Source organism: Faecalibacterium sp. BCRC 81149, from assembly GCF_022750605.1.
In the GTDB taxonomy this organism is placed as follows: Bacteria; Bacillota; Clostridia; order Oscillospirales; family Ruminococcaceae; genus Faecalibacterium; species Faecalibacterium duncaniae.
Map to the genome: position 1 here is coordinate 23832 of NZ_QXJA01000013.1, position 22831 is coordinate 46662.

19 protein-coding genes and 1 tRNA gene are annotated in these 22831 nt (G+C 55.2%); 14 read left to right on the forward strand and 6 right to left on the reverse strand.

Going from position 1 to position 22831, the window contains the following annotated elements; all coding sequences use genetic code 11:
* Positions 1-54 precede the first annotated feature (54 nt).
* The 14 genes from D3F01_RS12740 to D3F01_RS12805 all read left to right on the forward strand — a co-directional run bounded on the left by D3F01_RS12740 (position 55) and on the right by D3F01_RS12805 (position 16205).
* Positions 55-693 (forward strand): amino acid ABC transporter permease, encoded by a 639-nt coding sequence (locus tag D3F01_RS12740; protein WP_005936193.1) that lies wholly within the window; start codon positions 55-57, stop codon positions 691-693.
* Positions 694-708: 15 nt separating this feature from the next.
* A complete protein-coding gene (locus tag D3F01_RS12745; RefSeq protein WP_242889062.1) occupies positions 709-1491 on the forward strand; it encodes an amino acid ABC transporter ATP-binding protein in 783 nt (260 codons plus the stop codon).
* A gap of 260 nt (positions 1492-1751) precedes the next feature.
* Complete coding sequence (locus D3F01_RS12750; protein ID WP_242889063.1) at positions 1752-3107, forward strand: MATE family efflux transporter; 1356 nt, start codon at positions 1752-1754, stop codon at positions 3105-3107.
* Between the two features lie 197 nt (positions 3108-3304).
* Positions 3305-5518: an ATP-dependent RecD-like DNA helicase gene (locus D3F01_RS12755; protein WP_242889065.1), complete on the forward strand. Its 2214-nt coding sequence runs from the start codon at positions 3305-3307 to the stop codon at positions 5516-5518.
* 187 nt (positions 5519-5705) lie between these two features.
* The gene (locus D3F01_RS12760) at positions 5706-6731 is read left to right on the forward strand and encodes a rod shape-determining protein (protein WP_005936170.1); all 1026 of its coding nucleotides are present in this window, start codon (positions 5706-5708) and stop codon (positions 6729-6731) included.
* Positions 6732-6896: 165 nt separating this feature from the next.
* Positions 6897-7253 carry an OadG family transporter subunit gene (locus D3F01_RS12765; protein ID WP_097771767.1) on the forward strand — a complete coding sequence of 119 codons (357 nt, stop codon included), beginning with the start codon at positions 6897-6899 and terminating at the stop codon, positions 7251-7253.
* 15 nt (positions 7254-7268) lie between these two features.
* On the forward strand, positions 7269-8477 hold the full coding sequence (locus tag D3F01_RS12770) for a sodium ion-translocating decarboxylase subunit beta (RefSeq protein WP_156066636.1): 1209 nt from the start codon (positions 7269-7271) through the stop codon (positions 8475-8477).
* A 122-nt stretch (positions 8478-8599) separates the two neighbouring features.
* Positions 8600-11248 (forward strand): UvrD-helicase domain-containing protein, encoded by a 2649-nt coding sequence (locus D3F01_RS12775; protein ID WP_242889067.1) that lies wholly within the window; start codon positions 8600-8602, stop codon positions 11246-11248.
* A 7-nt stretch (positions 11249-11255) separates the two neighbouring features.
* The gene (gene thyX / locus D3F01_RS12780) at positions 11256-12035 is read left to right on the forward strand and encodes an FAD-dependent thymidylate synthase (protein ID WP_242889069.1); all 780 of its coding nucleotides are present in this window, start codon (positions 11256-11258) and stop codon (positions 12033-12035) included.
* The gene (locus D3F01_RS12785; RefSeq protein ID WP_242889071.1) at positions 12032-12700 is read left to right on the forward strand and encodes a deoxynucleoside kinase; all 669 of its coding nucleotides are present in this window, start codon (positions 12032-12034) and stop codon (positions 12698-12700) included. The genes thyX and D3F01_RS12785 overlap by 4 nt, the downstream gene beginning before the upstream one ends.
* Before the next feature lie 23 nt (positions 12701-12723).
* Entirely contained in the window at positions 12724-13536 is an 813-nt protein-coding gene (locus D3F01_RS12790; RefSeq protein WP_097771763.1) for a hypothetical protein, read from the forward strand.
* Positions 13537-13549: 13 nt separating this feature from the next.
* Entirely contained in the window at positions 13550-14680 is a 1131-nt protein-coding gene (gene mltG, locus D3F01_RS12795) for an endolytic transglycosylase MltG (RefSeq protein WP_242889073.1), read from the forward strand.
* A 143-nt stretch (positions 14681-14823) separates the two neighbouring features.
* The gene (locus D3F01_RS12800) at positions 14824-16059 is read left to right on the forward strand and encodes a U32 family peptidase (protein ID WP_098922137.1); all 1236 of its coding nucleotides are present in this window, start codon (positions 14824-14826) and stop codon (positions 16057-16059) included.
* Positions 16060-16131: 72 nt separating this feature from the next.
* Positions 16132-16205, forward strand: a tRNA-Ala gene (locus D3F01_RS12805).
* Between the two features lie 148 nt (positions 16206-16353).
* Here the strand turns inward: D3F01_RS12805 and D3F01_RS12810 are convergent.
* From D3F01_RS12810 to D3F01_RS12835, 6 genes are all read right to left on the reverse strand, one after another.
* Positions 16354-18036, reverse strand: a complete 1683-nt coding sequence (locus tag D3F01_RS12810; protein WP_098922138.1) for a recombinase family protein — start codon at positions 18034-18036, stop codon at positions 16354-16356.
* An 18-nt stretch (positions 18037-18054) separates the two neighbouring features.
* A complete protein-coding gene (locus tag D3F01_RS12815) occupies positions 18055-19056 on the reverse strand; it encodes a virulence RhuM family protein (RefSeq protein ID WP_098922140.1) in 1002 nt (333 codons plus the stop codon).
* A gap of 85 nt (positions 19057-19141) precedes the next feature.
* Positions 19142-19342 carry a hypothetical protein gene (locus D3F01_RS12820; RefSeq protein WP_242889075.1) on the reverse strand — a complete coding sequence of 67 codons (201 nt, stop codon included), beginning with the start codon at positions 19340-19342 and terminating at the stop codon, positions 19142-19144.
* 68 nt (positions 19343-19410) lie between these two features.
* Entirely contained in the window at positions 19411-20247 is an 837-nt protein-coding gene (locus D3F01_RS12825) for an ATP-binding protein (protein ID WP_098922142.1), read from the reverse strand.
* The gene (locus D3F01_RS12830; RefSeq protein ID WP_242889077.1) at positions 20244-21005 is read right to left on the reverse strand and encodes a replication initiator protein A; all 762 of its coding nucleotides are present in this window, start codon (positions 21003-21005) and stop codon (positions 20244-20246) included. The genes D3F01_RS12825 and D3F01_RS12830 overlap by 4 nt, the downstream gene beginning before the upstream one ends.
* A gap of 1 nt (position 21006) precedes the next feature.
* Positions 21007-22080: a hypothetical protein gene (locus tag D3F01_RS12835; protein ID WP_242889079.1), complete on the reverse strand. Its 1074-nt coding sequence runs from the start codon at positions 22078-22080 to the stop codon at positions 21007-21009.
* Positions 22081-22831: the final 751 nt, after the last annotated feature.

Consider the following 22831-nt stretch of genomic DNA (forward strand, 5'->3'; position numbering starts at 1 on the left):
AAGGGGAATATGGATTCTGAATAAAAAAGGTGTGTTTTTGTGTCTGTGATTCTTATGCGCCTGTCCGGCGCGTTCCTGCTCAATTGTGAGCTCTTTGCCCTGACACTGCTGTTTGCACTGCCGCTGGGGCTGGTGGTCTCGTTTGGCTCCATGAGCCGCTGCAAGCCGCTGGCCGGGCTGGTCAAGACCTTTGTCTGGATCATCCGCGGCACTCCGTTGATGCTGCAGATCATTGTGATCTATCTGGGCCCCGGCCTGCTGGGCATGAACAACCCCTGGCCCTCCGGCTCCGGCGGACGGATGGTGGCGGCGGTGGTGGCCTTTGCCATCAACTATGCCTGCTATTTTTCTGAGATCTACCGCGGCGGCATTGAAGCGGTGCCCAAGGGGCAGACCGAAGCCGGGCAGGTGCTTGGCATGACCAAAACGCAGATCTTTTTCAAGGTGACTCTGCTTCAGGTCGTCAAGCGCATCCTGCCCCCCATGGGCAATGAGATCATCACGCTGGTCAAGGATACCTCGCTGGCAAACACCATTGCCAATAAGGAGATCATTATGATGGCCAAGGAGTACAGCGCAAAGGGCCTGATCTGGCCACTGTTCTCTACCGCGCTCTTCTTCCTGGTGTTTGTGGGCGCACTGACCATCCTGTTCAACTGGGCTGAAAAAAAGCTCGATTATTTCCGCTGCTAAGGAGGCAGATAGATTATGGCGTTGCTCGAAGCTTCCGGTATCGGGAAAAATTTTGGCGAGACCCATGTGCTGAAGGACATCTCCCTGGATCTGGAGCAGGGTGAAGCGCTGGCGATCATCGGCTCGTCCGGTTCCGGCAAAACAACGCTGCTGCGCTGCCTGAACTTTCTGGAACGGCCTGACACGGGTGTGATCAAGGTGAACGGCGAGACCATGTGGGATGCCGCCGACCCTGCCACCCAGAAGGAAAGTGAGATCCGCAAAAAGCGGCTCCATTTTGGTCTGGTGTTCCAGAACTTCAACCTGTTCCCGCAGTACACGGCCTTGCAGAACGTGATGCTGGCAGGGGAGCTGCTGGCAAAGGAACGCCCGGAGTATCAGGCGAATAAAAAAGTCATCCACGCGGAGCTGGAACAGCAGGCAAGAGAACTGCTGGCGCAGATGGGCCTTTCGGAGCGGGCCGGCCACTACCCGCATCAGCTCTCCGGCGGTCAGCAGCAGCGTGTGGCCATTGCCCGCGCGCTGGCGCTTCACCCGGATATCCTCTGCTTTGATGAGCCCACCAGCGCCCTCGACCCGGAGCTGACCGGCGAGGTGCTGAAGGTCCTGCGCGATCTTGCTGACCGCAAGACCACGATGATCATTGTCACCCATGAGATGCACTTTGCCCGCGATGTGGCCGACCGCATCCTGTTCATGGATGGCGGCGTGGTCGTGGAAGAAGGACCGGCCAAACAGCTCATCGATCATCCCCGGGAGGAGCGTACCAGACAGTTCCTCGCACACTATTCAGAATGACCCGCCGCTGAGCGTTCCGGATGAGGATACCCCGCCTTCGGGCAATGCCGGAACGGGTTTCTGGAGCGTTTTGTTCCAGCTGCTGAAGCATCTGGCCGGGAAGCACTGAGAAATTTGAAAAAGCCTCTTGAAAATTCATCACAACCTGATATAATACCCACATGAACAAAAACGTCCTGCCCATTGCGCGGCAGGGCGTTTTTGTCGGAAAAAATTCGTGTGATAAGGTCTGTGATGCTTTCCCAAGGAGGAACGTGTGTATGACGAAAGATATGACGCAGGGCAGCCCGCTCAAGCTGATCCTTGCCTTTGCGGTGCCGCTGATGCTGGGCAGCCTGTTCCAGCAGTTCTATAATCTGGCAGATACCATCATCGTGGGCCGCTTTGTGGGCGTGGAAGCCCTGGCGGCGGTCGGCAGTGTGGGCGGTCTGAACTATCTGGTGCTGGGCTTTGTCAACGGCATTGCCTGCGGCTTCTCCATCCCCATCTCGTGGACATTCGGTGCAAAAGACTATGCGGAGATGCGCCGCTACACCGCCAATGCCGTCTGGCTGAGCGTCTTTTTTGCCGCAGTGCTTACCGTGGTCACAGTGGCCATGACCCGTTCCATTCTGGTCTGGACCAATACCCCGGACAACATCATTGATCTGGCAGATATCTACATCCGCACCATCTTTATCGGCATCCCGTTTACGCTGCTGTATAACATGACCAGCGCCCTGATGCGCGCTCTGGGCGACAGCAAGCGGCCCCTGTACTTCCTGCTGGTGGCAAGCTTTCTGAACATCGGGCTGGATCTGCTCTGTATCATCGTCTTCAAGATGGGCGTGTTCGGTGCGGCGTTCGCCACCGTGTTCAGCCAGGCAGTAGCCGGTCTGGGCAGCCTGTGGTACATCCTCAAGCATTATAATGAGCTGCGCTGGAACAAAGAAGAAAGCCGCCTGAGCAGACAGCACTGTGTCAAGCTGTGCGGCATGGGCATCCCCATGGGTTTGCAGTGCAGCATCACGGCCATCGGTTCCGTTGTGCTGCAGGGTGCAGTCAATGGCCTGGGCAGCGACATCGTGGCAGCACAGACTGCAGGCGGCAAGGCGGCACAGTTCCTGTCCGTCCCGCTGGAGAGCATTGGCACGGCCATGACCACCTACGCCAGCCAGAACATGGGTGCCAACGACCTGAACCGTGTGAACAAGGGCGTGAACACCGCCCTGGGCATCGGCTGTGTGTACAGTGTGGCATCCTTCCTGATCCTGCGCGTGCTGGATAAGGCTTTGATCGGCCTGTTCCTTGAGAGCAGCCAGACCGAGATCATGGCCAACGCCCAGAGCTTCATCTTCTGGAACAGCGTGTTCTATATCCCGCTGGCGGTCCTTATCATTTACCGCTACACCATTCAGGGTCTGGGTTATTCCAGCCTGGCCATGTTTGCTGGTGTGGCGGAGATGATCGCCCGTGCTCTGGTGGGTTTCCTGTTCGTGCCGCTGTGGGGCTATTTTGCCGCCTGTATTGCAAATCCGGTGGCCTGGTTCTTTGCCTGCTTCTTCCTGATCCCTGCATATATCGTTGTGTTCCGGAAGCTGAAACAGGAAAAAGCAAGACCGCACGCAAACTTGTAAAAATTGAGCCGCTCTTTTGCGAAACCGCAGAAGGGCGGCTCTTTTGTTGCCTAGTAGGGGAGGCCTTGGCGAAGAGGGAAAGCTTCACGCAACGCCAAAGCTGAGAGGTTGTATAGAGCAGGGCCTGCCCGATTCCTTTACAAATAACACCAAAACGATTATACTATAAATAATTATGTCACAAGGGGGTGAGGAGCATGGAGCTGGAACAGATCGAGGGCACGGTGGAGGATATCATCTACGAGAACCCGGATAACGGCTACACGGTGTTTGAAATTTCCGGCGGCGGCACGGTGACCGTGGTGTGCGGGATCGTGGGCGAGCTCCATGCGGGCGAGAGCGTGGTCTGCCGCGGTAAATATGAGAACCACGCCACCTATGGCCGCCAGTTCCACGCCCAGGAATGCGAGACCGATATGCCGAAGGATCTGGAAGCGGTATACGCCTTCCTTGCCAGCGGTTCTCTGCCTTACATCGGAGCGCGCACGGCCAATAAGATCATCGATAAATTTGGCGCGGCGGCGCTGGAGGTGATTGCCAACGATCCCGCCCAGCTCACCCTGATCCCCGGCATCTCGGCAGACAAGGCCGACCGCATCCAGCAGGAGTTCAAGCGGATGTTCGGAATGCGGGAACTGATCGCCTATCTGGCGCAGTTCGAGATCAGCCCCCGCCGCGCCATGGAGGTGTTCCGCGTCTTTGGCCCCGGTGCCATGCAGGCCATTTCCCAGAACCCTTATCTGCTCTGTGGGGAACCCCTGCAGCTGGATTTCCGCCATGCGGACAGCATTGCACAGTATTATCATATGGAAGGGGACTGCACCCAGCGGCTGGAAGCAGCGCTTCTCCGTACCCTGCGCCACAACGCGGGCAACGGCCACACCTGTCTGCCCCGTGCGCAGCTGCTTGACACGGCATCCCACTTCATCCAGCAGCCGCCCGAGAAGTTGGCCCGCGCGCTGGACCACTGCATTGAGACCGGGCAGCTTGGCGTAAAGATGCTGGAGGCGGTGCCGTATATCTATCTGCCTGACCTGCTGGAAGCAGAACAGGCCATTGCCGACCGGCTGGCCCTGCTGGCGAAGCGGGAAAAGCAGACGGTGCGGGACCTTGATAAAAACATCCAGGTGCTGGAGCTGACCCAGGGCTTTTCCTATGCGCCCCTGCAGCGGGAAGCCATCCGCAAGGCCATGACCGAAAACTGCCTTGTGCTGACCGGCGGCCCCGGTACCGGCAAAACCACCACAGTCAATGCCATCCTGCAGCTGCTGGAGCATCAGGCAGACCGGGTGGCACTTTGTGCTCCCACGGGCCGTGCGGCCAAACGGCTGAGTGAACTGACCGGCCGCAAGGCATCTACCATCCACCGCCTGCTGGAGGTGGACTACTCCGGCGGCGTGGTCAGCTTCATCCACAATGACAAGAACCTGCTCAAATGCGATGTGGTCATTCTGGATGAGATGAGTATGGTGGATGTGAAGCTGTTTCAGGCGCTCATTGCAGCCCTGCGGTACAGCTGCCGCATTATCATGGTGGGCGATGCCGATCAGCTGCCCAGCGTGGGGCCCGGCAACATTCTGGGGGAGGTCATCCGCTCCGGGCTGGTGCCCACCGTCTGCCTGAACGAGATCTTCCGGCAGGCCAGACGCAGCCTTATTGTGGAGAACGCCCACCACATCATCAGCAGTGAGCCGCTGCAGAAGGGCGGCAAGACAGACGATTTCTTCTTTCTGGAATCGGACGGCGATGCGGCGCAGAAACTGGTGTGCGATCTTGTCACCACTCGTCTGCCCCGGAGCTATGGCTTTGACCCTGTCCGGGATATTCAGGTGCTCTGCCCCACCAAGCTGGGGCCCACCGGTACCCAGGCGCTGAATGTGGAGCTGCAGAACCTGCTCAACCCGGAGCAGAAGGGCAAGCCCCAGCTCCAAAGCGCCTCCCGGGTGTTCCGGGTGGGCGACAAGGTGATGCAGGTGCGGAACAACTACGAGATCGTCTGGAACCGCATTGGCGGGGAACAGGGCGTGGGAGCCTATAACGGCGATATCGGCATTGTGGAATCCATCAACATGCGCGACCGCTCCATGGTGGTGCGGATGGATGACCGCCGCCTGCTCTACCCGGCGGAAAACCTGAACGAGCTGGAGATCGCCTACGCCATCACGGTGCACAAGAGCCAGGGCAGCGAGTTCCCGGCGGTGGTGCTGCCGGTGGCGCAGGTGCCGCCGAGGCTCTGCTACCGCAACCTCTTCTACACCGGCGTGACCCGCGCCCGCAAATTGTGCATCGTGGCCGGGCGGCGGGACGTGGTGAACCGGATGATGTCCAATGTCCGGCAGAACCTGCGGTACAGCGGCCTGTGCGAATTGCTGAAAGAGAATCTGCCGCCGGAACAGATGGCGGCAGAATAACCTCTCAGGCGCTTTGCGCCAGCTCCCCTAATAGGGGAGCCAGGCTGCTGACTTGCCTCTCCTACTAGGAGAGGTTTGGTCTATACTTTTTTACTGGCTTATGCTACAATATAAATTGATTTGATTTCCCGCCCGAACGGGCATTTACGATAGAAAAACAGGGGAGCAGAGAAAGGAACGTTTCATTATGGCACAGAATGACATCGGCATCGATCTGGGCACAACGACCATTATCATTGCACAGGCAGGGCAGGGGGTCGTGCTCAACCAGCCCAGCGTGGTGGCAATGGATACCCGCAAGAACTCCGTGCTGGAGGTGGGCGACAAGGCCCTGGCCATGGTAGGCCGCACCCCCAACTATATTTCCGCCATTTTCCCGCTGAAGGACGGTGTCATCAGCGACCACACCATGACCCGGGAGCTGATCTGCCGGTTTGTGAATCAGGTGTACAGCTCCCACATGGTCAAGCCCCGGGTGGCTGTCTGCGTGCCCGCTGCCATCACCGGCATTGAGAGTGATGCCGTGGTGGAGGCCGTGATGGCCGCCGGTGCCCGTCAGGTCTACCTGATCGATGAGCCCATTGCCGCTGCACTGGGTTCCGGCATCGACATCACCCAGCCCGATGGCCGGATGATCATTGATATCGGCGGCGGCACCACCGATATCGCTGTCCTGTCTCTGGGCGGCAAGGTCAAGGCCACCAGTGTCCGTGTGGCGGGCAACCACTATGATGACGAGATCCTGAAGCATGTCCGCAACAAGTTCAGCATTGCCATCGGTCAGCGTACCGCAGAGCAACTGAAAAAGAATGTCGCCTGCTGCCCCCAGAAGGCTGATTTTGACGAGACGATGGAGGTCAAGGGCCGTAGCCTGCTGACCGGCCTGCCCATCAAGGTGAATGTTTCCACCAGCGACCTCTACGAGCCTGTGATGATGCTGAGTGAGCAAATCGGCACTGCTGCCCATCAGGTGCTGGAAAAGACCCCGCCCGAGCTGGCAGGCGATATCTTCCGCAATGGTGTGGTGCTGACCGGCGGCGGCGCACAGCTGCACGGCCTGCCCGAATACCTGAGCCAGGAACTCAAGGTGGATGTGACCGTCTCGCCCGATCCCGTGAACTGTGTGGCGCTGGGCACTGCCATGAGTCTGGGCCTGAACGATAAGCTGGAGACCGGCTTCCTGGATGCGACCCCCCGCATGGGCCGCCGTTAACCGGGGCCCTGACCCGGCTCGTTAAGAAATTGGAAAAGTTGCAACAAAATTTTGTTCATACTTGTTGAATCGGGTCGGGAAATATTGTATAATATTTTCAAATCGCTTTTTGCGCGCCGGGGCCTGCTCCGGAGTGCGGAGTAAATTATTATTAGGAGGAAGACCATGAATCTGGGTTCTGATGTGGTTATCACCATTACCGGTATCGTGCTGGTGTTTGCCATCCTCGTCCTGCTGATGCTCATCATCATGCTGGAAGGCAAGATCTTCGACGGTATGGCCGCCAAGAAGAAGGCAGCCAAGGAGCCTGCTGCTCCCAAGGCTGCCGCAAAGCCCGCTGCCCCCGTACAGCAGGCTGCTCCCGCCCCTGTGGTGGAGGAAGGCATCCCCGGCGATGTGGTTGCCGCAATTATGGCTGCCATCCATGCCATGGGCAATGGCAAGTACACCCTGAAGGCCGTGCGCCGTGCTGCAAATGGCTGGAGCAAGGCTGGTGTCAACGACACCACCGCACCTTTTTAACACAGGAGGAAAAACATGACACAGTTTATCGATACTCTGGTCGGTATTTTCCAGAGTTCCGGCTTTGCACGGTTCGGTGAGCCGGGCGGCTACCTCTACGCGATCATGATCTGCGTGGGCTGCTTCCTGCTGTACCTGGCCATCGTGAAGGAATTTGAGCCCCTGATCCTGCTGCCCATGGCATTTGGCATGATCCTTGCCAACCTGCCCGGCAGCGGCATTATCCACATGCAGTACTTCGTTGGTGATGGTCTTGAGCACCCGATGTGGATCGAGATCCTGAACAACGGTGGTCTGGCCGATATGCTTTACATGGGTGTCAAGCTGGGCATTTACCCCCCGCTGATCTTCCTGGGCATCGGTACCATGACCGACTTTGCCCCCCTGATCTCCAACCCCAAGAGCCTGCTGCTGGGCGCTGCCGCTCAGTTCGGTATCTTTGGCACTTACATGGGCGCTCGTCTGCTGGCTGCTACCGGCATTGTGGACTTCACCCAGAAGCAGTCCGCTGCAATCTCCATCATCGGCGGTGCAGACGGCCCTACTGCCATCTTTGTTACCTCCCGTCTGGCACCTGAGCTGCTGGGCAGCATCGCTGTTGCGGCGTACAGCTACATGGCTCTGGTGCCCGTGATCCAGCCGCCCATTATGAAGGCGCTCACCACCAAGAAAGAGCGCACAGTCGTGATGAAGCAGCTGCGCACCGTGTCCAAGACCGAGAGGATCATCTTCCCCATCATGGTCACCATCGTTGTTTCTCTGATCGTTCCCGATGCTGCCGTTCTGGTCGGTATGCTGATGCTGGGCAACCTGATGAAAGAGTCCGGTGTTGTGGATCGTATCCAGAAGACTGCCGGCAATGAACTGATGAACATCATCACCATTTTCCTGGCTCTGTCTGTTGGCTGCACCACCTCTGCAAACACCTTCCTGAACAGCCGCACCCTGTTCATCATCGTGCTGGGTCTGATCGCCTTCTCCTTTGGTACCGCTGCAGGCGTTCTGTGCGGCAAGGTGATGTACGCCCTGACCGGCGGTCAGGTCAACCCCCTGATCGGCTCCGCTGGTGTTTCCGCTGTTCCTATGGCCGCCCGTGTTTCTCAGAAGGTCGGCCAGAGCGAGAACCCCTCCAACTTCCTGCTGATGCACGCCATGGGCCCCAACGTCGCTGGCGTTATCGGCTCCGCTGTTGCTGCCGGTATCCTGATCAACATCTTCGGCTAAGTTTTATCTGAACACTGCCGCCCCTCCTGTGCTATGCAGGAAGGGCGGTTTTTTATGTACAACCCTCTTGAATTGTGATATACTTATAAAGTAAGTGATTTTATAGAAGAACAGGTGAAACAATGGCAGCAAGTCTCCAACAGGAATTCTGCGCTCTGCGCGATACCTATATTGAAAAGCAGTTTGGCCGCCTGAACGATATGCAGCGGCAGGCGGTATTTACCACCGACGGCCCGCTGCTCATTCTGGCCGGTGCAGGCAGCGGCAAGACCACTGTTCTGGTCAACCGCATTGCAAACCTGATCCGGTTTGGCTCAGCCCATGGCTCTGACTGGACCCCCCATGAGGTGACCGAGGATGATGTCAAGGCTCTGAAAACGGCAATTATGACCGGCACCGATGCGCCCGCCTGGCTGGACGGGATGCTGCGGCAAAATGCTGTTCGCAGTTGGAATGTGATGGCCATCACCTTTACCAACAAGGCGGCAGGGGAGCTGAAAGAGCGCCTGCGCAATATGCTGGGCGGCGAAGAGGGGGACGAGGTGTTTGCCTCCACCTTCCACTCGGCCTGTGTGCGCATCCTGCGCCGCTGGGCAGAATCCATCGGCTACCCCCGCAGCTTTACCATCTATGATACCGATGACTCCCAGCGCGTGATGAAGGCGGTCTATAAGGAACTGAGCATCGACGACAAGTTCTTCCCGATCAAGAGCGCCATCAACCAGATGAGCCGCTGGAAGGATCAGCTGGTCAGCCCGGAGGAGGCGCTGCGCACCCCGGCCCGGGACACCAAGGGAGCCATTGCCGCCAAAGTCTATGCCGCCTACGAAAAAAAGCTCAGGGAGGCAGGAGCCTTCGACTTCGACGACCTGATCTACCAGACCGTGCAGCTGCTGGCGGAGCACGAGGATGTGCGGGAGTTCTACCAGAACAAGTACCGCTACCTGCTGGTGGACGAGTATCAGGATACCAGCGTGGCCCAGTTCCGGCTGGTCAGCCTGCTCACCGGCCCGGAAAAGAATATCTGCGTTGTCGGTGACGATGACCAGAGCATCTACCGTTTCCGCGGTGCCACCATTGAGAACATTCTGAACTTTGAGCGCATCTTCCCCGGCACCAAGACCATCCGTCTGGAGCAGAATTACCGTTCCACCTCCAATATCCTGAATGCTGCCAACTGCGTCATCCAGCACAACACCGAGCGCAAGGGCAAGACCCTGTGGACCCGGAACGACGAGGGCGACAAGGTGCAGGTCTACACTGCCGAGAATGAGCAGGACGAAGCCATGCACATTGCGGATGTCATCGGTGAGCACCTGAAAGAGGGCGGGCATCTGGCGGACCATGCGGTGCTCTACCGTATGAATGCCCAGTCGGCCCCCATCGAAAGCTACTTTACCCGCGCGGGCATTCCCCATAAGATCGTGGGCGGCCAGCGCTTCAATGACCGCAAAGAGGTCAAGGACATCCACTCCTATATGTCCATCGTGGCGAACGCCCGGGATGATGTGCGCCTGCGCCGCATCATCAACGAGCCTGCCCGGAAGATCGGCAATACCACTGTTGACGTGATCGCTGACCTTGCCGCCCAGCAGGGGATCAGTATGCTGGAAGTTATCTCCCACGCGGATGCATACGCCAAGCTCAGCCGCGCCATTATGCCGCTGCTGAAATTCTGGCAGATCTACGAAAAACTGCAGGAATCGCTGGAAACCAGGACACTGGATGAATTTGCCCAGGATGTCATTGAGGTGACCGGCTACAAGGCCATGCTGGAAGCCGATGCGGCCAAGGGCCACGAGGATGCGGCAGACCGCCTGCAGAACCTGGGCCAGCTGGTCAACAACGTCAAAAACTACTGCGACCAGCACGGCGAGGATGCTTCACTGGAAGGCTATCTGGAGGATATCGCCCTCATCAGCGACATTGACAGCTACAACGAGAGCGCTGACCAGGTGGTCCTGATGACCATCCACTCTGCAAAGGGTCTGGAATTCCCCTATGTGTTCCTCATTGGCATGGAGGAGGGGGTGTTCCCCAGCGAGATGAGCAAATACTCCGAGGCAGATCTGGAGGAAGAGCGCCGTCTGGCCTATGTCGGCATCACCCGCGCCAAGAAGGAGCTGTATATCTCCAACAGCGTCTCCCGGATGCTCTACGGCCGCACCCAGCGCAACGAACCCAGCCGCTTCCTGCGCGAGATCGAGCCTGAGTATATAGAAGAGACCCGCAGCCCGGCGTTGGAACGCCGTTCTTCCATGGGCTGGGGTTCCAGTTACAGTGATACCGTTCCCGGCGGGGCCTCGGGCTACTCCGGCGCGTCCGGCTGGGGCCGCAATTCCAGCAGCTTCGGCGGCCGCACCGGCGGCAGCTACCTCAACCGGGAATACAATGCCTCTGAGCGCGGCGGCTTCGGCTCCGGTTATGCAGGCCGTGGCAGCAGTGCTTCCGGGTTTGGCAGCGGAAGCAGCGCCCCGCGCGCGTCTGGCTCCTCCGGTTTTGGCGCGGGCTATGGCCGCCCCGCGGCCCCCAAGGCAGCGTCCAAACCCGTGAGCTTTCCGGGGAGCCCGGCAGCTTCCCGCCCGGCACCCACCGGCCCAAAGCATTACGAGGTTGGCGACATTGTGGAGCACAAGGTCTTTGGCCGGGGCAGGGTGCTGGCGGTCAAGGCCGCTGCAGGAGACCAGATCGTGGAGGTCAACTTTGAAAAGGTCGGCGTGAAGAAAACCATGGCAAATTTTGCGCCGCTGACGAAAATTACGGAGGAATGAGAAAACTATGATGACCGTTCGATTGATCGCACATACCCCGGAACCGGAAAAGGTGGTGGCGGCAGCGGCCAAGCTCTGCTACTCCGATGCCCATATCACCGACCTGCTGGACGGCCTGACCGAGGAGAAAACGGCCAAGTTCCTGACCATGCTCAGCGACCTGGGCCATGCCAGCCCCATTGAACATGCCAGCTTCACCTTTGGCATTGAGGGCGTGAGCCGCACCCTGCTGGCCCAGATCACCCGGCACCGCATCGCATCCTTCAGTGTCCAGAGCCAGCGGTATGTCCGGCTGGACGACTTCCACTATGTCATCCCGCCGGAGATCGAGGCCATCCCTGAGGCAAAGACAGCCTTTCTTGAGAGCATGGATGAGGATGCGAAGCGCTACCTGGATCTTGCAAAAAAGCTGGAGGACGGCCACACTGCCCGCCTGATGGCGGAGGGGATGCCCGAAAAGCAGGCCCGCGCCAAGGCCTCCAAACAGGCCAACGAGGATGCCCGCTTCGTGCTGCCCAACGCCTGCGAGACGAAGATGGTCGTGACCATGAACGCCCGCAGTCTGCAGAATTTCTTCCATCTGCGCTGCTGCTCCCGCGCTCAGTGGGAGATCCGTCAGCTGGCTGAGGAAATGTTCCGGCTGGTTTACCCGGTGGCACCCCATATCTTTGCCAAGGCCGGCCCGGCCTGTGTCAGCGGCCCCTGCCCCGAGGGCAAGATGTGCTGCGGCAGAACTGCCGAAGTCCGCGCAAAGTATGAGGCCATCAAGCAGGAGGCTGGTGTATGAGCAAAGGCAAGCTGATCGTTCTGGAAGGGCTGGACGGCAGCGGCAAGGGCACGCAGGCAAAACTGCTTGCAAAGCACCTGACGGTGACGGATCATCTGGTAAGAGAGATCACCTTCCCGGATTATGCCAGTGATTCCAGTGCGCTGGTCAGGATGTATCTGGCCGGGCAGTTCGGCGACAAGCCTGACGATGTCAACGCCTACGCGGCATCCAGCTTTTATGCTGTGGACCGCTATGCGGGGTATAAGTCGGACTGGGGCAAGTTCTACGAGGAAGGCGGCATCCTGATCGCTGACCGCTACACCACCTCCAATGCCGTGCATCAGTGCTCGAAGCTCCCGCCGGAGCAGTGGGACACATTCCTGCAGTGGCTTTTTGACTATGAATACCACCTGCTGGGCCTGCCTGCACCGGATAAGGTGATCTATCTGCAGGTTGACCCGGCGGTGAGCCAGCGGCTGATGACTGCCCGCTACCATGGCGACGAGACCAGGAAGGATGTCCATGAAAAGGACACCGAATATCTGGCCCGCAGCCGCCGGGCGGCAGAATACTGCGCCGCTCACCTCGGCTGGGATACCGTCCACTGCACGGCAGGGGAGAAGATGCGGAGCATTGAGGATATTCAGGAAGAGGTCAGAACCCTTGCTCTCGCTGTTATTTGAAACAAAAGGAGGCATCCTATATCATGTACCGTTTGATGCAGCCGTCCGATTGGGCGGAGGTGCTGGCCCTGTGGCAGGCCCAGCGCGGCGACACGGAGGAGTTTGTCCGTGGCGCTGTGGAGCGCTTTGCCGGGGTGCAGAATGTCTACGTCGCGGAGGAAAACGACCACATTGAGGCTGTGGCACTGGCTGTGCCAGTGACCCTGCAGGGCCGCCCGGGCAGCTATCTGTTCGGTCTGTGCGGGCAGGGCAGCCTGCTCCTTGCGGGCCTGGTGGATACCCTGTGTGCCCAGCAGAAACTGCGGGGCGCAGGCTTTGTGGTGGCAGTGCCCACCAGCCCGGAACAATCAACGCTGCTGCAGGATAAAGGCTTCCAGAAAGCCTTTGCCTTGCGCTGCCTGCCCCGGGAGGTGGAGCGCAACCTGTGGAGCCAGGCGGAATTCGATTCCGTGACGGCAAAAAAACTCTGCGAGCTGCGGGCAAAATACTGGCCCGACACCGTTCAGCTGCCGCCGGAGCAGATGGGGGAAGTTCTGCGGGACCTGTATTCCCGTGGTGCGACCATCGTATCCAGTGAGCAGGGCTATGGCATCTATTTCCGCAGGGAGGATACCCTTTACTTTGTGGAGATGATGGCGGAAAATGACCGTGCTGCCGAGGTGCTGATGGAAGCCGCCCGGGAGAAAGAGGTCATCGTGGAAAAAGCTGTCATCACGGTGGGGGCTGCCCAGAATCTGTTCCTGGGCGAGGGAACCCGGCAGGAGTATGGCCTCATCCGCTTTGAAGGAGAACCTTTTGATGTTTCGGAGAGCTACATGCGCCTGATGATGGACTGAAAGGAACGTGGATATGGCAGAGAAACACCAGAAAAAGAAAAAAGGCAGTGCGCTGAAGATCCTGTTGGCCGTGCTGTTGCTGCTGGTACTGACAGTCGGTGCGGCAGGTGTGTTTGCGTATAACGAGATCAACGGCAATGGAGGAAAGCCCGGTGCAGAGGTGACCGTCAGCATCCCCCAGGGCAGCGGCGTTGCTGCCATCGCAAAGGAGCTGAAGGAGGCTGGAGTGATCCGTTCGGCCTATCTGTTCCGCTGGTATGTGGGGCACAAGGGTGCCGCCGGAAAACTGCAGTACGGTGATTTTACGCTGCAAACCGGCGGATATTCCTACGATGGCCTGATCACAGAGTTGTCTGCGTATGCCAAGGCGGATTCGGTGCGTCTGACCTTCCCGGAGGGAACCACCGCCATTGCAATTGCCCGGAAAATGGAGGAAGCCGGTCTGTGTACTGCCGAGGAGTTTTTGGAAGAAGCCAACACCGGAGATTTCAGTGAGTACACCTTCTGGCAGTATGTCCCGGACGATGCCCCCGACCGCTTTATGAAGTGTGAGGGCTACCTCTTTCCGGACACCTATGAGTTTTTGACGGACGATACCGTGCATCATTACGTTGCAACGTTCTATGCACACTTCAATAAGCAGTTTACGGACGAGATGTACAGGGAACTGGAAAAGCAGGAGCTGACCCTGCCCGAGGTCATTACACTGGCCTCTTTTGTGCAAGAGGAAGCGGGCAACGATCAGGATTCCAATGTGGCGCAGGTGTTCCGCAACCGTCTGGCCGAGGGTTCGCCTTACCCCAAGCTCCAGAGCAATACGTCCAGCTATGTGCAGAGCGACGAGGACAACAACTACCTCTGGAACTGGGTGGCCCCGTATTATGGCGGCTGGGAGAATATCCCCGAGAACATCCGGAATGCCTACGATACCTACACCTGCACCGGCCTGCCCGCCGGGCCCATCTCGAACCCGGGCCTTGCCGCGATCCAGGCTGCTCTGGCACCTCAGTGCGATGAGGAAGTCAGGGACTGCTATTTCTTTGTTACGGACCTTTCCGGTCACTACTATTACGCCAAGACCTATGCTGAACATCAGGCCAACTGCCGGAAAGCGGCTGAAGTCAATCAGAGTTTGAAGAAGTAAGTCCCTCTCAGTCCGCTATGCTGAAAGTTCTCCCAAGGGGAGTGCCAATTGCGGCTCCGGAGTCAGGTTTGCAGAAACCGATCCGGTGAGGCGGCATCGCATCAGCGATGACAGAGAGGGTGCTAAAAAGAGAGGACGATTTTATGTTACAGATCCCGGAACTGCTGGCCCCGGCAGGCGACTTGGAGCGCCTGCGTTATGCCATCAACTATGGAGCAGACGCTGTTTATTGCAGCCTGCCGGAGTTCGGTATGCGGTCGGCTCCTGCCAATTTTACGCCGGAGCAGTTGGCTGAGGGTGTGATCTATGCCCATGCCCGCGGCCGCAAGGTCTATCTGACCATGAACACGCTGCCCACCAATGAGGAAGCTGACCGCCTGCCCGAAGCCATCAAGGCTGCTGCTGCCGCCGGTGTGGATGCCTTTATCGTGGCCGATCTGGGTGTGCTGGAAGCCTGTAAGCAGTTCGCCCCGGAGATCGATGTCCACATGTCCACCCAGACCGGCATCACCAACTGGGCCGCTGCGCGTGCCGCTTACAACATGGGTGCAAAGCGTGTGGTGCTGGCCCGTGAGATGAGCCTGCAGGATATCGCCACCCTGCGCGATAAGACCCCGCCGGAGCTGGAGATCGAGGCGTTTGTCCACGGAGCCATGTGCATGAGCATTTCGGGCCGGTGCCTGCTCTCCAATTACATGGCAGGCCGGGATGCAAACCGGGGCCAGTGCGCCCAGCCCTGCCGCTGGAAGTATTACCTGAGCGAGGAGACCCGCCCGGGCCAGCTGTATGAGATCGGCGAAAATGAGAACGGCAGCTATATCCTCAATGCAAACGATCTGTGCACCGCTCCCTTCATCGACCTCATCTGCAAGGCAGGTGTGGACAGCCTGAAGATCGAGGGCCGCGCCAAGACGTTCTACTATGTCGCCAGCGTCACCGCCGCCTACCGTAAGGCTCTGGATCAGTATCTGGCCGACCCGCTCAACGATAACTTTGAGCTGAGCGATGACGTTCTGGCCGAGCTGGCCCGTACCAGCCACCGGCACTACTCCCCGGGCTTCTACTTTGGCCGCGAGCAGGCCCGTCAGGCAACCGACAGTGCTACTTATATCCGTGAGTGGGAGTTTGTGGGCACTGTGGAAAGCTGGGAGAATGGTGTTGCCTCCTGCCAGCAGCGCGGCAAATGGAGCCTTGGGGATACGTTGGAGGTGCTCTGCCCGGATGGGCGCAGCATCCCGCTGCACCCGGAGTGGATCAAAAACGAGGCAGGGGAGAGCGTGGAATCCACCCCCCACGCCATGGAAAAGTACACCATCCCTACCCCGGAACTGCCCCCCATGAGTCTGCTTCGCCGGAAGGTAGAAACTCTTGACAAATGATTCCAGAAGCAGTAAAATAATAAAGTCAAAATGAACGATGTCCTCTGGCTCTAGTGGTCAGAGGACAGTTGAGGGCTCGTAGCTCAGTTGGGATGAGCGTTCGGTTCGCATCCGAAAGGTCGAGGGTTCGACTCCCTTCGAGTCCATACAGCAGAAAACCGCTCTGTCGTAGCTATACGGCAGGGCGGTTTTCTTGTTCGCAGTTCCATGAGACGGTGAAGATTATTCTGGCTGATCTGGAGCCGGTTCAAAGGTGGAAAATTACTGCTCTTCAAACCTTGAAAGTGCTAGAAATCAAGGATTTATGCGGACAAATGCCGTGATACATTCCACGTGACTTCCATTGTCCAAACACAAATCCGCGCCATTTTCGATGATAGGCAGTCGGAATTTGATGGACTTGAGCCACTGGCCGTTGGGCTGACGCTCCGGGTAGATATGGACTTCGGAAATCAGGTGCTCCATCAGCTTTTTGCGTTCGACAGGATTCATAACGTTGTAGAGCTTCTCAAAGCAGAGCAGAATCTTGTAAATATTGTCGCCGGTGATTTTGTCTGCTTCGATGGCCTGTTTCTTGGCACGAGCCGTCACAAGCTGATTCTCGGTACCCTCGATTTTATCGTACATCTTGTAGAGCCGTTCGTCAAGGTCGGATTTGCGCATGATGTAGTGCCGGTCATCCGGGTCAAGGGTGTCGATTTCATCCATGAGTTTGGATTTGACGGAGTAATACTGGCGCAGTTGCTTTTCGGCGGCTGCGATTTCCTGTTCAATGGCGGTGGTGTCTACTTTGCTGTTGATCTTCTCCTGCATCATGGCGGCAAACTTTGGATTGCTGACCAATTTGATGATAACCTCCACCACGGCGTTGTCCAGAACTTCTTCCTGAATTTGCTTGTTGAAATCGCACTTCTGCCCACGTTGCATCTTGCGGTGCTTGCAACTGTAATAAGAGAAAGATTTATAGGGTGTGCCATCTTTCTTTCGTTTGGTGCATTTGTTGCTGTACATTCCAGCACCGCAAATGGGGCACTTGACAAGGGCGGATAATAAATGCGCCTGTTCCGTCTTGCTGCGGTTGACTGGCTCGTATCGTTTGGATTGCGCCAACAGCTTGACTTGTGCAGCGTTCCACAATTCTTCTGATACGATGCCCTCGTGCAGGCCGTCCACCAGCAAATAATTCTCCTGTGGAACCTGATGATATTCGTTCCGGGTGCCGTGGATCTTTTCAAGCTTGCGGCGACCAAAGGCGATTTTTCCACAGTAGACGGGGTTCTTCAGGATGGCACGAATCAATGTTGCGCTGAAAAGGGGAGAGGTGCCGTTCTGACGGGCGAGCTTCTGAAAGCCGTGGGTCTCCAGATATTTGGAAAGACCATTTGCGCCTGTGTCGGTGTTTACATATTGCTCAAAAATCGTGCGAATGGCAGGGGCTTCATCCTCATTGATTTGCAGCACACCGTCAACCAAACGATAGCCATAAGGCGCAAAACCGCCGTTCCAGCGACCTTCCCGTGCCTTCTGAATGCGGCCTTCCATGGTTTGGACACGGATGTTCTCACGTTCGATTTCAGCGACAGCGGACAGAACGGAGATTATCAGTTTGCCAGCGTCTTTAGAAGAATCAATGCCGTCCTCCACGCAAATCAGGTTCACACCAAAATCCTGCATTACCTGCAAGGTAGACAGTACATCGGCAGCGTTGCGGCCAAAACGGGAGAGCTTGAACACCAGCACGTAGGCAACACCATCCTTGCCGGATTTGATGTCCTCCATCATCCGGCAGAAAGAAGCACGGCCTTCAATGGATTTGCCCGACTTGCCTGCATCCTCGTATTCGCCGACGATCTGGTAATTGTTGAAGTCAGCATAGGCTTTCATGCGAGCCTTTTGTGTATCCAGCGAATAGCCATCGATCTGCATGGTCGTGGAAACACGGGTGTAAATGTAAACCTTTGTCTTTTCCTGTGACATAAAAACCTCACAAAACAGTTATTTCTTGTCTGCTTTCTGCTCCAGAAACTTAATGGAATCCAGATAATCCTGCTCCACATCGCTGAGGGTTTTAGCCTTATATTTCCGATATTCGGTAGTAGCTTTGTCCACTGCCTGCTTGTGGGTCACACTGCCATTGCCAACAAGCAGCTGCTCGCCGCTCATAGTCAGAATACGGTCAAGGTGGTTTGCCCAATCCTGCATTGTCATGGGCTGTTCACGTTCTGCCTGACGCTCAGCAAAATCCAGATAACCGGAAACCAACTGCCCCATAGCACGAAGCTCTTTCTCGTTCAGATAGTTTTTGGCAATAGTAGCTTCTCGTAAAGTGGGTTGGTTTCCTGCAAAAGTGGTCAGACCCATAAATTCCTTTTCGGCATCTGCACGGTTGTAAATGACCTCGGCGGCAGTCTGACCGTGGATGGCATAATGAATTTTATTCTGGACTTTTTTGAAGAACTGGACGGAGATTTCTGCTTTTGGGTTGTAGTCAATGCTGGTTGCATAGATTTCCAGAACCTGACGATAAAACACTTTTTCGGAAGCACGGATGTCACGGATGCGTTCTAACAGCTCTTTGAAATATCCACCGCCGCCCAGATTTTTCAGGCGTTCGTCATCCAGCGCAAATCCCTTGCGCATATATTCCTTCAGGATGCCAGTTGCCCAGATACGGAACTGTGTGCCTCGTTTGGATTTGACACGATAACCAACAGAAATAATGACGTCAAGATTGTAGAATTCGACCTGATAGGTCTTTCCGTCTGCGGCAGTTGTTGCAAATTTTGCAACAACTGAATCTCGTTCAAGCTCACCCTCTGCAAAAATGTTTTTGATGTGACGGGAAATTGTGGATTTGTCACGTTGGAATAACTCAGCCATCTGGTCAATGGAAAGCCAGACGGTGTCACCGTCAAAGGTAGTATCAATTTTGGTCAGGCCATCTTCTGTGGTGTAAATGAGGATGGAATTTTTAGGAGAGTCATCTGGTCGATTCATTTTAAGCACCTCGTTCCGTGTATGTAATACAGTGGAAGGGGAGACCTTACCACTGTGTTGGGACAAATATTACAAGAATATTATATCATGCTGCAAGAGCGGTATCAACAGTATCTTGTCGATTTTTGTTGTTGGTTGAGGATACGGCGTTGTCTATTTCCAAGACCGATGCGTACTTCTCGATCACATCGGCTAGAAAGGTTGCGAATGCGCTCCATTCATCGAGTGTGGGCGTAGAGCATTCCGAAGGGGTGGGATTGTTTTCTGTACGATGAAAATTATTCAATAGGCAACTCCATTTCCTTGTAGCAGAACTTAGGACGTCCTGCGGATTCCTTCAGAAATGTTTCTGATCTATCCGATTAAAATTTTTAAGCGTTCCAGCTTTTCCTGTGCGTTCTCCTTCCGGAAGCTGACCCCAATGCAGGAAATCGGAACACACATTTCCAGCAGGCGGTCATAGATGCGGGCATGGGCGGTATCCTGTGGGTGCCGAATCTCGTCCAACGTCAGATTGGTGGTGACGATGAGTGGCTTCCGACTGCGATAGCGGCTGTCCACGATGTTATAGATCTGTTCTAACGCATACTCCGTGCCACGCTCCATCCCGAAGTCGTCAATGATAAGCAAAGGATAGCGGCACAGCCTTTCCACCACCTCATTCCGCCCGGAAAAGCTGTTATTCAGCTCGTTCAGGATGTGTGCGAAGTTCGTCATGCACACAGGTACTTCCTGAGCCATTAGAGCATTCGCAATACACCCGGCAAGGAAACTCTTGCCTGTGCCGACACCGCCCCAGAACAGAAGCCCAATGTTCTCTGAGCGCATGGTCTGCCACTGCTCTACATAGCGGTGTGCATGGTGCATCTGTGGGCTGCGTCCGTTGTCGTTTTCAAACGTCCAGTCCAGCATTGCCGGGTCAGAAAATCCCTCGGCTTTCAGCCGCCGCACAAGGTCGATGTGCTTTTGTTGGTTAATAAGGGCTTCCTGCTGTTCTCTTTCCGTGCGCTGGCAGCTGCATTCGATTGGGTGCTTGTTTTTGCCCATCAGGGCAATGCTCCTTGCAAAGAACGCTTCTTTTGGGGTATGACATTTTCCGCAATAAAGCAGGCCATCCTTGCCATAATAATCATCGGTGTTTTCGGGAATACTGGATGGGAGCTGTTCCAAAATTTTTTCTATCGTCTTTATAGGCTTTCTCCTTCCTTGAATGTGTAGTTCGGGATGCCCGGTGTCGATTTTCGTTCTGTTTTCTGCCGCTTTGCCCAGATACGAAGTGTAGCAGCATGGTCGGCGTACTTCCTTCCGGTGGACTGGATATAAGCGGATAGCTGTTCGATCAGGCTGTCCAGCCCGGAAAAGCCTGCCTTGAGCTGTTTGTACTCTTTTTCCGTCAGAAAGACATTCTGATATTCTCCAAAGGTCAAATAAGCATCTGTTGTTTTTATCAGGTGGTTCTCTTTCAGGTTGTTCTTATTACGTTGGTTAGGTGTGCATTTTTGCGCAATCATACTGTCCGTTTCTGCACAGTCATGCTCGGCATTTTTGCATACTGTGACTGCGCAATTCTGCGTAGTATGCGGAACCTTGAGCAGAATACGGCTGGGCTTGGAAAATCCACTGCGGATACGTTCCACGAGCTGTGCGTTTTCCAGCTCGGAGAAAGAGCGCGTTACACTGGAAATGCTGCATCTCAAGTCTTTTGACAGATGAGAAAGCGGATAGACTACATAAATGCGATCCTGTGCATCGATCCAGTTGTTCTTTTGAGAAAGCGTTGCTCGGTCAAGCAGCAGGGTGTAGAGTAGTTTTGCTGTGTGGCTCAGGTTGGTATCCAGCAGAAAGCGGGGATAGGGTAGATATTGCGGTAAGGGCGTAGTGACAGTCAGGTAGTCGGAAATAGAATTCACCTCCAGTGTTTTTTCATCAAACAAATTTTTGGAAAGCATTTTACTGGCTGTTGGCAGTCTCCAGAAGATGCTGCCGATGCTGTTCTTTCAGATGCACAATATAGCTTTTTGCTTTTTGCAAAGCAGCAATAACTTTTGCTTCAATCTCCACATTTGTCAGAAAGTCAGGATAAAGAGCAAAGCAGTGTTCGAGGCGAAAAATAAAGCTATCAGAGGCACTTTTGATTTCGCAAAACATCCCTTCGGCATCGGCGACATGATCAACCGTTGCCATCTTTTCTCCTAGCTCACGAATGGTCTGGAGTTCGGTGCTGCGCTTTCCCGATGAAATAAAAGGTCGATTCTCTGAGAGTGGATCAGCCGTTTGGATCTTCGATGTGGCAGCACTAGAGAAATTGCGTTCGGTGACCTTGGAAAGTAATTCTAAATTCTCATAGGTGTCTGCACTATCTTCTGCTTTACCGTTCATCTTTTCTTCTCGACATGTTGATACCACGGTGGGCAATGCTTCCGTGGGAGTTCCACGGATAATGATAGCCTCTCGCTGGGATAGCTTAAGTTTGCCGGATAAGATTTCTTTCTGAATGCCGGGGCAGTATTTTTCCATCAGCTCAACGGTTTTCATGAACTGCTCGGCACGAATTACAAAAGAGGAACTTACATTATTTTCTTTGGCGATTCGTTCGGTCGTGTTTTCTACCGATGTCAAATTGTCAATTTGACAGTTTGCCACCTGCGTGTACTGATTGCCATGGTTTCCCCCACGAGTGGATTTTTCAGAGTGATACTGCTTTCCAATCAGAAACTTTTTCTGCTCGGGTGTCAGATTCCGACGACCCAGCTGATGTTTGCAGATCCATGCCAGAACATCTTCACGGGTTTCGCAGGTGCAGGAAATCGAACGGGTGGCATAAGGAATTTCTGGGTGCTGCTGGAGAATCTTATAGCGATTATGACCATCAACAAGAATGTTGCCCCAGACGATCAGGGGAGACAGGACTTCGCCCTCTGAAAGGATGTTTTCTTCCAGTTGCTGAAATTCTTCATCGGTCAATGCAGGAATCTGAGATTGAAATTCAGAATCAATGATAAATTCAAACTTGTTTTTCTTCATAGGCAAAATCTCCTTTCAAAAATCTATTGGTATTTCTGCCGTTCTCCCTGCATGGGTTTCCTGCCCCCTTCCGGCGGTGTCTTCCGGCTCTCCCACTTGGGGGTCATCGCCGGGTATCCCATGCAGACGGTCATTTGGTTCTCAAGGTTCGATGAAGGCTTGTAGAAAGCATATCACAATGAAGCAGAAATTTTTAGGAAGCATTCCTTCCGGTTTTCAGTGGATTTTAGGAGAATCCCAAGGAAAAACCGGAAGGGATGCTTCCGCTTTTTAGAAAATGTTCTGGATAGAGCATACCATAAAGTCACTCGATTTTTTAGGACCTATTACTTCCGCTTTTTACCTTCAAAACCGGAAGTAATAGGTCCGGTTTGATGTGATATTGGATGAATCAACGCTGATTTTTCCGAAACGAATTTTTCTCCAAGAAATTTGCTTATTCAGCGTCCGTTAAGGTGCGGAACTAGCGTATTCTTGTGCTGAACATCGGGTTTGGGCGAAGCCCAACAAGTGTTTTGAAGCTGGATTTGTAAAATCGGATTCAAAAATTGCAAGTTGGTACTAACTCGCCCTACTTGCTGCGGTTGCAAACTCGAAAATTTTTGTGTAGAAAAATAACCGCCAGCTTCAAGGTGAACTTGAAAGCTGACGGTCCTGATTAGAAAATAATTTTCAAATTTGGAAAGCACCTTGAGAGGCTTCATAGCACCCGCAAGCAATGCAGACGTATATACATCTGCGAACTTGTCGG

Coding starts and splice junctions, on each gene's coding strand:
- D3F01_RS12740 (WP_005936193.1), top strand. CDS start 55: ATGCGCCTGTCCGGCGCGTTCCTGCTCAATTGTGAGCTCTTTGCCCTG.
- D3F01_RS12745 (WP_242889062.1), top strand. CDS start 709: ATGGCGTTGCTCGAAGCTTCCGGTATCGGGAAAAATTTTGGCGAGACC.
- D3F01_RS12750 (WP_242889063.1), top strand. CDS start 1,752: ATGACGAAAGATATGACGCAGGGCAGCCCGCTCAAGCTGATCCTTGCC.
- D3F01_RS12755 (WP_242889065.1), top strand. CDS start 3,305: ATGGAGCTGGAACAGATCGAGGGCACGGTGGAGGATATCATCTACGAG.
- D3F01_RS12760 (WP_005936170.1), top strand. CDS start 5,706: ATGGCACAGAATGACATCGGCATCGATCTGGGCACAACGACCATTATC.
- D3F01_RS12765 (WP_097771767.1), top strand. CDS start 6,897: ATGAATCTGGGTTCTGATGTGGTTATCACCATTACCGGTATCGTGCTG.
- D3F01_RS12770 (WP_156066636.1), top strand. CDS start 7,269: ATGACACAGTTTATCGATACTCTGGTCGGTATTTTCCAGAGTTCCGGC.
- D3F01_RS12775 (WP_242889067.1), top strand. CDS start 8,600: ATGGCAGCAAGTCTCCAACAGGAATTCTGCGCTCTGCGCGATACCTAT.
- thyX (WP_242889069.1), top strand. CDS start 11,256: ATGATGACCGTTCGATTGATCGCACATACCCCGGAACCGGAAAAGGTG.
- D3F01_RS12785 (WP_242889071.1), top strand. CDS start 12,032: ATGAGCAAAGGCAAGCTGATCGTTCTGGAAGGGCTGGACGGCAGCGGC.
- D3F01_RS12790 (WP_097771763.1), top strand. CDS start 12,724: ATGTACCGTTTGATGCAGCCGTCCGATTGGGCGGAGGTGCTGGCCCTG.
- mltG (WP_242889073.1), top strand. CDS start 13,550: ATGGCAGAGAAACACCAGAAAAAGAAAAAAGGCAGTGCGCTGAAGATC.
- D3F01_RS12800 (WP_098922137.1), top strand. CDS start 14,824: ATGTTACAGATCCCGGAACTGCTGGCCCCGGCAGGCGACTTGGAGCGC.
- D3F01_RS12810 (WP_098922138.1), bottom strand. CDS start 18,036: ATGTCACAGGAAAAGACAAAGGTTTACATTTACACCCGTGTTTCCACG.
- D3F01_RS12815 (WP_098922140.1), bottom strand. CDS start 19,056: ATGAATCGACCAGATGACTCTCCTAAAAATTCCATCCTCATTTACACC.
- D3F01_RS12830 (WP_242889077.1), bottom strand. CDS start 21,005: ATGCTTTCCAAAAATTTGTTTGATGAAAAAACACTGGAGGTGAATTCT.
- D3F01_RS12835 (WP_242889079.1), bottom strand. CDS start 22,080: ATGAAGAAAAACAAGTTTGAATTTATCATTGATTCTGAATTTCAATCT.